We start from the raw sequence: 12,582 nt of genomic DNA, 5'->3' as shown, positions 1-12,582 counted from the left end.
TTATTAATCCATTGGATACAACCCGTTATTAGCCTTGTTTTTAACTCGAAGCATTCATCATACAAATGAGTCAGGCTTTTTTATGATCTTTCCCTGGTAGCCATGCCAGGTATTCTATATCTATATCCCTTAGTGATTATATAAAACCAGGCCCCGTCCACCTGCATGCAGTAAACAGGCTGTTTAGGATATTCACATTTTGTTGCACTGGGCAGAAAAAAGTAAAAGGTGTCAGGCGACACCTTTGCGGGTTTTATATTTGCAGCTCAGGCACCAGGGCTTTTTTGTCGTCCATGCAGGATTGCCACGCCTTGCCCGGCTGGCCATTATCCAGCACCGAGGAGGTGCGATACTCTACCGTGCGGGTGTGTTGATTGGGCACGATATAGTCAATGGTCGTCCAGCGGGTGTTGGCATCTTTGCCCTCCGCGGTCAGCTCGATGGTCTGGTTTTTGACGATCTCGGCACACTCTTTCGCCGCGGCCTCGACTTTACGAAACTTTTTCTCTTCAGGCGAAGTGCCTTCACTGGACATCGACATACATCCGGTAAACAGCAAACAGGCCAGAGACAAAAGGCTGATTTTTTGCAGCATCACGCAGTCCTTAGTAATGAACAGGTTACTGCAAAAGCGTAGCTTATACGGCTACGCTCTTCCTGCCATTAGCGGCGCAGGCGGCTGATATCCAGAAAATAATGGGTCACACTTTTATAATGGACACGCCCTGCCGCGCTACCGTTTCCAGCCAGCGGTTGTCGGTATCCTGTTCAACCACCAGGGTATTGATAAGCGAAAGCTCGCCGATCCGGAAAGGAGATGCGGTGTTAATCTTTTCAGGCGATGCCAGCACCACCGTTTCTGCGGCTCTGCCGGAAAATGCACGTTTGATGCACGCTTCTTCATAATCTCCGGTTGTCAGCCCGGCATCCGGGTGAATACCGGTCACGCCCATGAAGAACAGATCGGCATGGATACGCTCAATGCCTTCCATGGTTGCGGCCCCCACCGTGACGATGGAGTGGCGGAATAAGCGTCCGCCGATCAGGATCACCTCAACTTGGGGATGGTCCACCAGCGCCAGAGCGATACCCGGGCTGTGGGTAACCGCCGTAAAGGACAAACCGGCGGGTAAACAGCGAACCAGCTCTGCGGTCGTGGTGCCACCATCAATCATCACCACCTGGCCGGGAGAGATCAGCTCTGCCCCTCTTTTTGCCACCCGCTGTTTCGCCTCAATACCCAGGCTGGCGCGCTCGGCAAAGCTGGAGACCGCCTTCGACGCCGGCAACGCGCCGCCGTGCACCCGCTGTAAACACCCCGCGGCCGCCAGCTCGCGCAAATCCCGACGGATCGTATCTTCCGACACCTGAAATTCAAGGCTGAGGTTTTTTGACAGCACCTGCCCTTCGGTGCTCAATTTTTCAAGGATCAGCTGTTTGCGTTGACGGGTGAGCATGGGATATTCCTGAGGCTGCACGCTTTAGCTTGATGATGCACGAATATGCGGTTTATGATGCCTACTCTACGGTCACAGGAGGCAATATGCAACCAATACGTGCAGAAGTACGCATTCTAGATGCTCAGACATTATCGGATGACTGGTACACACTCAAAAAATATACCTTCGATTTGCGGCGCCGCAACGGGGAGTGGCAGCGCCAGAATCGCGAAGCCTACGACCGGGGCAACGGCGCAACGATCCTGCTCTATAACCGCGAAAAGCGGACGGTGATCCTTACCCGCCAGTTCCGCTTTCCCGTCTATATCAACGGTCACGACGGCTATCTGATTGAAACCGCCGCCGGCCTGCTCGATAACATGTCTCCCGAAAAGCGCATCAAGGCCGAAGCGGAAGAAGAGACCGGGTATCAGATTGAACAGGTGGAAAAGGTGTTCGAAGCCTTTATGAGCCCGGGGTCCGTCACCGAAAAACTCTACTTTTATATAGCGGAATATCGCGCGGACGATCGCACAAGCGCCGGCGGCGGTATTGAAGCCGAAGGCGAGGACATCGAGGTACTGGAGTGGCCCATTGAGGAGGCGTTACGGGCCATCGATGACGGGATAATCGTCGATGGCAAAACCATCATGCTGCTTTATCACGTCGCCCTGAAAAAGATCCTCTAGCCTCATCTCTCTGACAGAAATGGATTTCTGTCATGTCTGCAATCTCATCATCTACACTTCAGAAAAGAGCAAACGGGAGATGACTGTATGTCCGACTGGAATCCTGGCCTGTATCTGCAATACGGCGCTGAACGCACCCGCCCCGCCTTAGATTTGCTGTCACGAATTGCGCTGAATGATGTCACCGATGTGGTTGATCTCGGCTGCGGGCCGGGCAACAGCACGGCGCTGTTGCAGCAGCGTTGGCCCTCGGCGCAAATAACCGGAGTGGATACCTCTCCCGCCATGCTGACAGAAGCCAGGGCCGCGCTGCCCGGCTGTCGGTTTGTTGAAGCTGATATTCGCCACTATCGACCTGACCACGCCCTGAGCGTGATATATGCCAATGCCTCATTGCAGTGGGTGGAAAATCACTACGAGCTGCTGCCGCATCTGGTCTCGCTCCTGAAACTGCACGGCGTGCTGGCCATTCAGATGCCGGATAACGATCTGGAACCCACCCACGTGCTGATGCGTGAGGTGGCGTTTGAACAGGGCTATCCGGATCGCGGGCGCGCAGCGCTGTCCGGCGTCCATGCCTATTACGATATCCTGACCGAAGCGGGATGCGAGGTAGATATCTGGCGCACCACCTATTATCACCAGATGAACTCCCACCAGGCGATCGTCGACTGGGTGAGCGCCACCGGGCTGCGTCCCTGGCTTCAGGATCTGAACGAGGACGAGCAGCAGCGCTATCTTCATCGCTACCATCAGCTGCTGGTAGAGCAGTATCCGCTGCAGGAAAACGGGCAGATACTGCTGGCCTTTCCGCGGCTGTTTATTATCGCCAGACGCGAGCCCTGACTACGCCTTTGCCTCTTTCAACAGCTGTTGGATCACCTGCTCCTGTTTCTCAGTGTTTCCTTCGCCGAAAGAGGCGTAACGCAGCTGGCCTTTAGCGTCGAAGAAGTAGTGCGCAGGCCAGTAGCGGTTGCCGAAGGCCGTCCAGATTTTATAGTTATTATCGGCCACCACCCGGTACGGCAGTTGCCATTTGTTGATGGCTTTCTGCACCGAGGCCAGCGGTTTCTCCCACGGATACTCCGGCGTATGAACGCCTATCACCTCCAGGCCCTGCGCCTTATATTTGTTTGCCCAGTCGCGCACGTAAGGCAGCGAATGCTGACAGTTGATGCAGTCCCAGGTCCAGAAGTCGATGAGCACCACCTTGCCTTTTAACGATGCCGGGGTGACCGGCTCGCCATTCAGCCACCCTGTGCCGCCCTCCAGTGAGGGCATAGCGCTGGTGGTGACCGGCTGGGCCACTGGCTGAAGCGTTGGCTGCGGCTGGCTCTCTGGCGCCAGTTGCAGCAGCGTTTTCTCCAGCCGATCCGCAATTCCGTTTGCCCCCTGAAAGACGCTGTTCAGACCAAAGGCCGTGAAGGCAACAGACATGAGCATCGCGACTCCCGCCGCTTTTCGCAGCCCGTCCATGAGGCCCGATTTCGCTTTCAGACGCGTGATAAGCGCCTGGCCACTGAAGCCCAGCAGCGCGAGCATCACCGCACAACCGATGCCATACGCCGCCAGCAGGCTGCCGGTGGCAATCGGGTTATGCCCTGTAAGACTCAGACTGAGAATAGCCCCTAACACCGGCCCGGCGCAGGGCGACCACAGCAGCCCGACCGCCAGTCCGGCCAGCACCGCCGAGGCCAGTCCCCGGGTGCTGTTGCTTTGGGAATTAATCACATTGCCGAGGCGTAACGCCGGGCGGGCGATGCGCTCTGCAAAAGGCGGGAAGATGAGCGCCAGTGCGGCAAGACTCATGATTACCAGTGCGATCCAGCGACCAACAATGGTGGCATTGATCACCCAGTCGCTGGCGACGGTAATCAGGCTGGCGACAAGGGTGAACATAACAACCATGCCGCATAGCATGGCGATAAGCTGGCGCCGCTGGCCGCGGAATCCGGCAAACAGCAGGGGGATGACGGGAAGCGTACAGGGGCTGAGCAGGCTGACCATGCCACCTAAGAATGCGATCACGAGAAACATAAACACCTCACTAACCAGTTGAAAGTGAGGCTATTACAGCGTGGGAATGTGTTTGGGGTGTGTGGGGAAATGGGGTTTTTTGTCAGGTGGTGTATGGGCGTTGAGCGGAGATACATTGCGGTACAATCAGATGGCGATGATAAATATGCGGCTAATGAGGTGGTTCCCTCCACCTTAGGTTCCTTGCTTCTCTGAAACCACCGGACCGGTGAACGTGCCAGGGGAGCTCGCCGCCGTCACCCGGCAATATCGTCCTCCATAGCTGCAAATCCCCTTCACCCCACCGGCAATATAATCCGCGCCGATAACCCCCCTTCACTCCGGTTCTCCAGCCGCAACTCACCGTTCAACTGCCCGGTAAGCTGCGCCGCAATCGCCAGCCCCAGCCCTGTTCCACCCGTTTCCCGGTTACGGGAAAACTCCACCCGGTAAAAGGGCTGCAACACCGCCGCCAGCTCATCCTCCGGAATGCCCGGGCCGTTATCCTCCACGGCGATCTGCACGCTGTCATCACGCATGGACAGCGTCACGTCGGCGCTATCACCGAATTTCAGTGCGTTATCCAGCAAATTGGTGAGGATGCGGTGCAGCGCCTGCGGACGAGTCGCGAAAGGAACGGGCGTTCTGGGCGCAGAAAACTGCACGTTTTTGCCGGTATCGCTGTAGTCGCAAACCAGCGTATCAATAAAGGTGTAAAGATCGACGTTGCGCACCGGTTCAGGCGCCACCCCGGAGGAGCGGGCGTAGTCGATGCCCTCCCGCACCAGCCGCGTCATGCTGTCCAGGTCCTGGGTGAGTTTGTCGCGCAGATCCGGCTGGTCGGCCATCTCCACGCGCAGACGCATACGGGTAATGGGGGTCTGTAAGTCATGGGAAATGGCGGCGAGGATCTGCGCCCTCTCCTTCAGCGACGTCTGGATCCGCTGCTGCATGGCGTTAAAGGCGCGTGCCGCCTGGCGAACCTCCAGCGGGCCTTGCTCGGCGAGCGTCAGCGGATTGGGGCTGGCGGGTTCAAGAGTATCCACCGCCCGGGTAAAGCGGGTAAAGGGCCGCACCACCTGACGCACCGCCAGCCAGGCACAGATCGCTACCAGCAATACCTGGATCACAAAGACCACCGGCAGCCAGCGGGCAACCGGTGGCATCCGGGGCGTAAGATCCAGCGTCAGAGGCGAGCCGTCGCTCAGCGTCAGATGCGCCTGAATATGCGACACCGGTCCCGGCACCGCCGTAAAACGCAGCGGATAGTGGGTCGCCAGGGTCTCCGTCAGAGTCCGAACCGCATCCCGGGAACGGGCATCCGCCGGAGGAGCACCCACCTCGCCTGGTCCCAGCAGATAACGATAGTTGCCCCTCTCGAGGCGCGGGAGCCACTGCGCACGCTCATTTGCCGGCAGCCTGTCCAGAATCGCCACGCTGGTGGAGACATCATCTTCCAGATTGCCCAGCATCACGTGCCGGGCGCTGCTCATGCGCTCGGCCAGCACCAGCGTCAGGCTCAGGCCATTGGCGAGCAGCAACCCCAGCAGGACGATCAGCAGCAGACGATAATGGAGCGAGCGCGGCCAGAGCCTCATTCTTTGGCCTCAAGGATGCTGACCGGCATTGAAAAGACATAGCCTTCGCTGCGCACCGTTTTGATATACAGGGGTGTGCGTGCATCCTCATTGAGCCGCTGCCGCACCCGGCTGACCAGCAGATCGATTGAGCGCTCAAACAGCTCCGCATCCCGCCCCTGGGTGAAGTTAAGCAGCTGATCGCGGGTCAACACGCGCTGAGGGTGATCGACAAAGACCCGCAGCAGCCGGTACTCCGCCCCGCTCAACGCCACAATGGTACCGGTGGCGTCCAGCAGATGACGGGCGCTGGTGTCGAGCTGCCAGTCGCCAAAGGCGATGATCCGTCCGGCTTCGGTCACCTGCAGATTCGGCGGCAGCGTGCGAAACCGGCGCAGAATCGCTTTGATCCGTGCCAGCAGCTCACGCGCCACAAAGGGTTTGACCACATAATCGTCCGCCCCCATTTCGAGGCCCAGAATGCGATCCATATCGTCGTGGCGGGCGGTCAACATCAGGATCGGCAGATCTTTATGTTGACCGCTGCGCAGCTGGCGACACAGCGTCAGACCGTCGTCGCCCGGCATCATGATATCCAGCACCACCATATCCACCGCCTGCTTATCGAGCACGGCACGCATCTCTTTGCCGTTGGCGGCACCGGTAGCACGATAGCCGGACTTCACCAGATAATCGACGATCAGTTCGCGGATGTCCCTGTCGTCATCCACGACAAGAATGTGATCGGTTGTCTCCACCCTAAGCTCCTGTTTTTCAGCGATGGGCAAAAAAATAGCATAGCTGGCTTACATCTTATCCGCATCCACCACTGCGGTGACGAAATCCTGCGGATCTTCCTGAGCCGGGTTGTGGCCAATGTTGCCGGTAAAGGTACGATGCTGATACTTGCCGGTGAATTTGGCGGCGTAGGCCGCAGGCTCAGGATGCGGTGCACCATTGTTATCACCTTCTATGGTGATGGTCGGCACGCTGATGGTCGGTGCCGCAGCCAGCTTCTGTTCATAGCTGTCGTAACGGCTTTCACCCCGTTCCAGCCCCAGACGCCAGCGATAGTTGCTGATAGTCACCGCCACATGATCCGGGTTATCCAGCGCTTTTGCGCTGACGTTGAAGGTCGCATCGCTAAATTTCCAGCCGGGTGACGCCAGCGTCCAGATAAGTTTCGCAAAGTCGTGAGTATTGGCAGCATACCCTTTCTCACCGCGCTCGGTGGCGAAATAGAACTGATACCACCACTGCAGCTCGGCCTCAGGCGGCAAGGGTTTTGCCCCCGCCTGCTGATTGCCAATCAGATACCCGCTCACCGAAACCAGCGATTTCACGCGCTCCGGCCACAGCGCCGCCACGATATCCGCCGTTCTCGCCCCCCAGTCATAACCTGCAAAGACCGCGCGTTTGATTTTCAGGGCGTCCATCAGGTTAATGACATCTTTCGCCATGGCTGCCGGTTGCCCGTTGCGTGGCGTGGAGGAAGAAAGAAAACGCGTGGTACCAAACCCACGGTTGTAGGGCACGATCACGCGGTAGCCTTTTGCCGCCAGTGCAGGGGCGACCTGGGCGTAGCTCTGAATATCGTAGGGCCAGCCGTGGAGCAGGATCACCGGTTCGCCGTTTTTCGGCCCGATGTCAACATAGCCAATATTCAGATCGCCCGCGTCAATCTGGCGGATTTGCTTAAAGTCGGCGCTGTAGTCGGTGCCGGCCGCCTCGGCCTGACAGGCCGATACGGTAGCCAGTGAGAGGGTCAATGCCAGGGTTGAGTAAGCCAGTTTGTTCATCATGGTGGTCTCTCCGGGTTGTGTAGTTGACCCGGTTATCTCACCACCCTGATGTATGAGGAATATGTACAAACAAGGCCGTTTTGCAAGACGGTGTATCCTGACCTGGCGCGGATACACTGTGATACAAACTCACCTGAGGCGAACGATTAACTGGCGCTTTTACGTCAGCTGGTAATACTTGTCCGGCAGTTTGCGCGCCGGGATCTCCTGCTCATCATTCATCTGCAGTAAATCAATCTCCATCGCGTTACAGATCGCATCCAGCGGCAGGTCGTTATTCTCGATGCCGAACGGTTCTTCCAGCTCTTCCGCCAGCGTATCCAGCGAGATAAAGGTGTAGGAGATCAATACCGAGACGAACGGTGTCATGTAGTGCAGGTCGCTGACCAGCGCAAACGGCAGCATGATGCAGAACAGATAGACCGTGCGGTGCAGGATCAGGGTGTAAGCAAACGGCACCGGTGTGTTGGCGATCCGCTCGCAGCCGGCCAGGACGGTGGACATATCATTAAGACGGATGTTCAGGCTGTGGAACAGAATATCCGACAGCTCACCCTTGCGGCGTCTGACCGCCAGCCACTCCCCCATAATCAGCAGAATGCGGTTTGCCGGTGAGCTCGAGTCCATTGCCACCCGCAGGTTTGCAGGGGAAAGATATGCCGAGAGCTGGTCGGCCTGGGGTTGTTTGCGCAGGGTCATCCGCAGGCAGTGAGCAAAGGCGATCTGCAGACGGACAAACTCACCCAGCGCGGGATCGTCCGGCAATGTGTTTTTCACTTCCCGGAACAGGGAGCGCGAGGCAATCATCAACTGCCCCCACAGCTGGCGCGCTTCAACATAGCGGGCGTAACAGGCGTTATTACGAAAGCCGAGGAAGATGGCGATGGCAACCCCAAGAATGCTGAACGGCGCGACCGTCAGCCTGATGCCCAGCGAGGTGTACCAGGGCAACATCAGGATCACCACGATGGAGAGCAAAAAATTCAGGAACAAGCGGGAAAAGATTTTGGTCAGGACGGAACCGTGCCAGACAAAAATAAGACGCAGCCAGTGCTGTTGAGGTCGAACGATCATAGTCAGCTTCATCGGGAAAAAAGAGCGGTGACTATTAAACGTGATCGTTGTCACGGTTGCAAGTATGTTAAAAAATGATGTCTTCGTGCCAGACACAGGCAGACCGCACGGGGTTAAGGTAGGTAATAATAGGCTGAAGTTAAAGTATGTTGTAACTAATAAGGGTCGAGAAAAGCCCGAACTGGCGCGTTATGTTCCCCGGCTTCTCGAATAAGATGGGGTGAGCCATGCAGGCCGGGTAAGCGCAACGCCTCCCGGCCCAAAGAGCGCGAAATCTATCCCCTTAGCACAGCGGTTTTACTGCTTCACGCATGCCCTGCTGCAGAATGGCATCCAGATCCTGAGTAACCTGTTCTACCAGTCCGTTCACGCTGGTCAGATCCTGCTCCCAGTGTTCGCTTACGCTCAGCACCGCGGTCACCAGCTCACGGGTGCCGATCTGCTGGTCATGATGCTGCGTCCATAGTTGCTGGAAGCGGGTTAACCAGTGCGCGTCGTCCTGCACCGGATAGCTTTCGCCGTTACGCTCCGCCCGGTAGAAGGCAATCAGCGCCGCCAGGGCAAAGGTCAGGCGTGGCGGAAGTTTGCCGCTGGCCTGCTGCCCTGCCAGCAGCTGCGGCAGAATGCGGGTGCGGTACTTGGTCATGCCGTTGAGGGCAATCGACAGCAGCTGATGCTTGATATACGGATTGCGGAAACGGCCCGTTACCGCGCTGGCGAACGAGACCAGCTCATTGCGCGGCAGATCCAGCACCGGGATAATCTCTTCGTGAATGGCTTTTTCGACAAAGGCGCAGATCTCAGTATCGTTCATCGCCTCGCCCACGGTATCCAGCCCGGCCTGGAACGCCACCGGCACCAGCGCGGTATGCGCGCCGTTAAGGATCGCCACTTTGCGCTCTTTGTACGGCTTGATGTCATCGACAATCAGCACGTTCAGCGCCAGCCTGTCGAGACGTAGCTCCTGCGCCAGCGATTTCGGCCCCTGGATAACAAACAGGTAGAAGTGTTCAGCAGTATCCAGGAAGGCATCGTGATAGCCGAGAGAGGATTCGAGCGCGGCCACTTCATCGCGTGGATAGCCGGTCACGATGCGATCAACCAGCGTGGAGCAGAAGGTGTTGGCGTCGTTCAGCCACTGGGTAAAGGCCGATGGCAGCGCCCACTCCTGCGCATAGCGCAGCACCAGTTCACGCAGGGCATCGCCGTTGTAGTCAATCAATTCGCAGGGCACGATCACCCAGCCTTTATCGGCGGCGCCGTTGAAATGGCTGAAGCGTTCAAACAGCAGGCGCGTCAGTTTTGCCGGGTAGCTGACCGCCGGCGCATCTTCAAACTTATCCCCGGCGTGGTAGCTGATCCCCGCTTCCGTGGTGTTGGAGAAGACAAAGCGCATTTCCGGGTTGTGCGCCAGCTTCAGGAATTCATCGTACTGGTCGTAAACGCTGATCTCACGGTTTACCGAGCGGATGAGTCGCGCGTCGCTGACCGCTTCGCCCTGCTCGTTCAGCCCACGGATGATGGTGGTATAGAGTCCGTCCTGAGTGCTCAGTGAAGGCGGGAAGTCGCTTTTAATCGGGCGGACAATCGCAATACCGGCGTTCAGATCGGTATGCTCGTTAAGCAGGTCGATTTGCCAGTCAATAAACGCGCGCAGGAAGTTGCCCTCACCAAACTGGATGATACGTTCAGGATAGAGAGCACCGGGGAAATCACGACGGTTCAGTGTGTTCACAATGGGGTCCTTGTAATGATTAGTCATACAGCCTGATAAGATTGGTACGATAACTTATCAAACTTTACGACCACGAACCCCCGTTTTGATCAAACCCGGTGTGAATTGTGACAGGATTTATAACAAGTTGTAGAAGAGTACCGATTCCGGTCTTACTTTGCGTTCATCAACAGCCGGTGCCGCGCTGCTGTTTCATGGAGTACATCATCTGGTCGGCGGTTTTCAGCCAGCTCTCCAGATCGTCGCGCTCATGGTCAAACTCACTTACCCCCCAGGAGAACGAGAGCGCCCAGGGATATTCAGCATGCTCATTCCAGTTCGCCGCCTGTTCGGTAAGAAACTGCATGGCGATCCACGCCCCCTTTTCGTCGCTGTTGGCAAACAAAATGGCGAACTCATCTCCGCCGTAGCGCGCCAGCACGTCGGCCTCGCGAAAAGTGGAACTCAGCAAACCGGCCATCGCCTTCAGGGCGTTGTCGCCATCAATCCGACCATATCGCGCATTGATCTGCTTAAAGCGATCGAGATCCAGCCAGGCCAGGGTCAAGGGTTCGGCCCGCCGCCGGGCGGCGCGAATGGCATAGGTGGCCAGATGATGAAAGCCCCGGCGGTTGTAGAGCCCGGTAAGGTGGTCGGTAATGCTGGCACAGGAAGCGGCAAACTCCACTTCCACCAGCGCCGCCAGATCTGCCAGCGCCTCGATGTCAGACGGCGCAAAGGGGCGCGGAAAATGGTCGATAATGCACAGCGACCCCACCGTAGCCCCATTGGGCAGGCGCAGCGGGTAACCCGCATAAAACCGGACAGGGTTGTCATCGGTTGCCAGGGGGTTATCGGCAAAGCGGGCATCGTCTAAGGTGTCGGGTATTACCAGGGGGGCTTCGCTGAGGACGGTATGCCCACAAAAAGAGAGATTTCTCGGCAGGTTGGTCGGGTCACCGCCATCGGTGGATTTGACGACCACAACATGCTCGTCAACCAGATTGATCATCGCCACCGGCACGCCGAACAGACGTCTCGCCAGCCGGGTAAGACGCGCGTAGGTGGGGTGATTTTCGGGTTCAAGCAGTCCGGATTCACGCAAAGCGCTGAGACGCTCTGCTTCATTTTTGGGGAGTGAAGGTGATTTCATACGGGCTCCGGACGTCAGGCTTTTTAAAAGCTTAGCGCATCCTGAGCCCGGTTAGTGAGCAAATATGCGGTTTTTACCATCGCGCTTCGCCTGATACAACGCGGCATCGGCTGCCTGTAACCAGTCTGTAACATTTCCCATCTCTCGGGTTGCGCAGGCAATGCCAATACTCATCGTGCAGGGAACGGCCTCTTCCGCGACATCCTCAATCACCGCAGCCGCTTCCATGATCCGGGTGGCGACTATTCGCGCTTCGTCGAGGGTGGTATCAGGCAGCAGGATCACAAACTCATCTCCGCCCAGTCTTGCCGGAGTATCGTTTTGTCGGGTGGCAATGCGCAAAATTTGTGACACTGTCACTAATAGCATATCCCCCACCTTATGCCCGAAGCGATCGTTGACGTCTTTAAAATTGTCGATGTCGATAAACATCAGCGCCGAATCGCGACAGGTTTGCTGCAGTTTATGCAACTCATGGTCAATACGTTTCTCCAGCAGACGTCGGTTAGCGATGTCCAGCAGCGGATCCATCATCGCAATCCGCTCAAGCTCGCGGGATTTAAAGCGCAGCCGCACGGCAATACCGTTGGTAAGCACGCTCAGCGCCACGGTATAGATAGCGATCAGCGGCAGCGTGGCGTACAGGGTTCGCTGAGATATCCAGGGCACCAGCGCCATCCCCTGTGTCAGCCAGCTGGCCATAAAGACCGTTACCATCACCGCGCCAGCCTTTTTCATCAGCGGAAAACCGCCCGCCGCCAGCCGGTCGGCAAGGAGGATAGTGGCAATAGCGACAGAAGGCAGCGGGTTCGCCGCCATCATGGCGATCCAGAATCCGCCTGCCCCGGCGTCAAGCACCAGGTTCTGATGCTCAGTATGGAGCGGCGTCGGCGAGCGGCGGGCACGCCACCAGGCCAGCGTCGGCCAGACAAAGGCGTTGAGCGCAAGCAGACCCATCAGCCAGCCCGAACGATGTTGTTCAAGCAGGACAGAGAGGATGGGTATAAAGCAGAGAAAGGTTCCAAGCACTCGCATCAGATACATGCGTTTGATAAACCGACTGCCAGGCACGCGAGGGGATTTACTGAGTCCGTCAGTTCCGTTCATCACACGATTTT

At 57.2% G+C, this 12,582-nt stretch carries 12 protein-coding genes; 2 read left to right on the top strand and 10 right to left on the bottom strand.

The features are described from left to right. Positions 1-253 precede the first annotated feature (253 nt). Together MXM41_RS01505 and MXM41_RS01500 are read right to left on the bottom strand one after the other, a co-directional pair. On the bottom strand, positions 254-595 hold the full coding sequence (locus tag MXM41_RS01505) for a hypothetical protein (protein ID WP_325929469.1): 342 nt from the start codon (positions 593-595) through the stop codon (positions 254-256). 106 nt (positions 596-701) lie between these two features. After that, positions 702-1,457, bottom strand: a complete 756-nt coding sequence (locus MXM41_RS01500; RefSeq protein ID WP_325929468.1) for a DeoR/GlpR family DNA-binding transcription regulator — start codon at positions 1,455-1,457, stop codon at positions 702-704. Between the two features lie 86 nt (positions 1,458-1,543). On the opposite strand from MXM41_RS01500, the gene MXM41_RS01495 reads away from it, so the two are divergent. Together MXM41_RS01495 and tam are read left to right on the top strand one after the other, a co-directional pair. Further along, a complete protein-coding gene (locus MXM41_RS01495; protein ID WP_325929466.1) occupies positions 1,544-2,128 on the top strand; it encodes an NUDIX domain-containing protein in 585 nt (194 codons plus the stop codon). 87 nt (positions 2,129-2,215) lie between these two features. Then, positions 2,216-2,974: a trans-aconitate 2-methyltransferase gene (tam, locus tag MXM41_RS01490; RefSeq protein ID WP_325929465.1), complete on the top strand. Its 759-nt coding sequence runs from the start codon at positions 2,216-2,218 to the stop codon at positions 2,972-2,974. On the opposite strand, the gene MXM41_RS01485 is transcribed toward tam, so the two are convergent. The 8 genes from MXM41_RS01485 to MXM41_RS01450 all read right to left on the bottom strand — a co-directional run bounded on the left by MXM41_RS01485 (position 2,975) and on the right by MXM41_RS01450 (position 12,508). Continuing rightward, positions 2,975-4,165, bottom strand: coding sequence for a cytochrome c biogenesis protein/redoxin (locus tag MXM41_RS01485; RefSeq protein ID WP_325929463.1), 1,191 nt, complete (start codon positions 4,163-4,165; stop codon positions 2,975-2,977). A gap of 275 nt (positions 4,166-4,440) precedes the next feature. After that, complete coding sequence (locus MXM41_RS01480; protein WP_325929462.1) at positions 4,441-5,742, bottom strand: ATP-binding protein; 1,302 nt, start codon at positions 5,740-5,742, stop codon at positions 4,441-4,443. Then, on the bottom strand, positions 5,739-6,479 hold the full coding sequence (locus tag MXM41_RS01475; protein ID WP_138368920.1) for a response regulator: 741 nt from the start codon (positions 6,477-6,479) through the stop codon (positions 5,739-5,741). Before MXM41_RS01475 ends, MXM41_RS01480 begins: the two co-directional genes overlap by 4 nt. Before the next feature lie 48 nt (positions 6,480-6,527). After that, complete coding sequence (locus tag MXM41_RS01470) at positions 6,528-7,523, bottom strand: alpha/beta hydrolase (RefSeq protein ID WP_325929459.1); 996 nt, start codon at positions 7,521-7,523, stop codon at positions 6,528-6,530. A 159-nt stretch (positions 7,524-7,682) separates the two neighbouring features. Further along, complete coding sequence (locus MXM41_RS01465) at positions 7,683-8,597, bottom strand: bestrophin family protein (protein WP_325929458.1); 915 nt, start codon at positions 8,595-8,597, stop codon at positions 7,683-7,685. Between the two features lie 283 nt (positions 8,598-8,880). Beyond that, positions 8,881-10,332 carry a tagaturonate reductase gene (locus MXM41_RS01460; RefSeq protein ID WP_325929457.1) on the bottom strand — a complete coding sequence of 484 codons (1,452 nt, stop codon included), beginning with the start codon at positions 10,330-10,332 and terminating at the stop codon, positions 8,881-8,883. A 166-nt stretch (positions 10,333-10,498) separates the two neighbouring features. Further along, positions 10,499-11,464, bottom strand: coding sequence for a sensor domain-containing diguanylate cyclase (locus MXM41_RS01455; RefSeq protein ID WP_325929456.1), 966 nt, complete (start codon positions 11,462-11,464; stop codon positions 10,499-10,501). A 51-nt stretch (positions 11,465-11,515) separates the two neighbouring features. Then, positions 11,516-12,508 carry a diguanylate cyclase gene (locus tag MXM41_RS01450; protein WP_325930813.1) on the bottom strand — a complete coding sequence of 331 codons (993 nt, stop codon included), beginning with the start codon at positions 12,506-12,508 and terminating at the stop codon, positions 11,516-11,518. Positions 12,509-12,582 lie beyond the last annotated feature (74 nt).

It is taken from the genome of Leclercia adecarboxylata (assembly GCF_035787115.1).
In the GTDB taxonomy this organism is placed as follows: Bacteria; Pseudomonadota; Gammaproteobacteria; order Enterobacterales; family Enterobacteriaceae; genus Enterobacter; species Enterobacter adecarboxylatus_E.
Note: the sequence above shows the minus strand (reverse complement) of the source record. Positions and strands in the feature narration are given on the sequence as shown.

What these genes read in the sequence shown, in the direction of transcription:
- MXM41_RS01505 (WP_325929469.1), bottom strand. Translation starts at nt 595, where the DNA reads ATGCTGCAAAAAATCAGCCTTTTGTCTCTGGCCTGTTTGCTGTTTACC.
- MXM41_RS01500 (WP_325929468.1), bottom strand. Translation starts at nt 1,457, where the DNA reads ATGCTCACCCGTCAACGCAAACAGCTGATCCTTGAAAAATTGAGCACC.
- MXM41_RS01495 (WP_325929466.1), top strand. Translation starts at nt 1,544, where the DNA reads ATGCAACCAATACGTGCAGAAGTACGCATTCTAGATGCTCAGACATTA.
- tam (WP_325929465.1), top strand. Translation starts at nt 2,216, where the DNA reads ATGTCCGACTGGAATCCTGGCCTGTATCTGCAATACGGCGCTGAACGC.
- MXM41_RS01485 (WP_325929463.1), bottom strand. Translation starts at nt 4,165, where the DNA reads ATGTTTCTCGTGATCGCATTCTTAGGTGGCATGGTCAGCCTGCTCAGC.
- MXM41_RS01480 (WP_325929462.1), bottom strand. Translation starts at nt 5,742, where the DNA reads ATGAGGCTCTGGCCGCGCTCGCTCCATTATCGTCTGCTGCTGATCGTC.
- MXM41_RS01470 (WP_325929459.1), bottom strand. Translation starts at nt 7,523, where the DNA reads ATGATGAACAAACTGGCTTACTCAACCCTGGCATTGACCCTCTCACTG.
- MXM41_RS01465 (WP_325929458.1), bottom strand. Translation starts at nt 8,597, where the DNA reads ATGATCGTTCGACCTCAACAGCACTGGCTGCGTCTTATTTTTGTCTGG.
- MXM41_RS01455 (WP_325929456.1), bottom strand. Translation starts at nt 11,464, where the DNA reads ATGAAATCACCTTCACTCCCCAAAAATGAAGCAGAGCGTCTCAGCGCT.
- MXM41_RS01450 (WP_325930813.1), bottom strand. Translation starts at nt 12,508, where the DNA reads ATGTATCTGATGCGAGTGCTTGGAACCTTTCTCTGCTTTATACCCATC.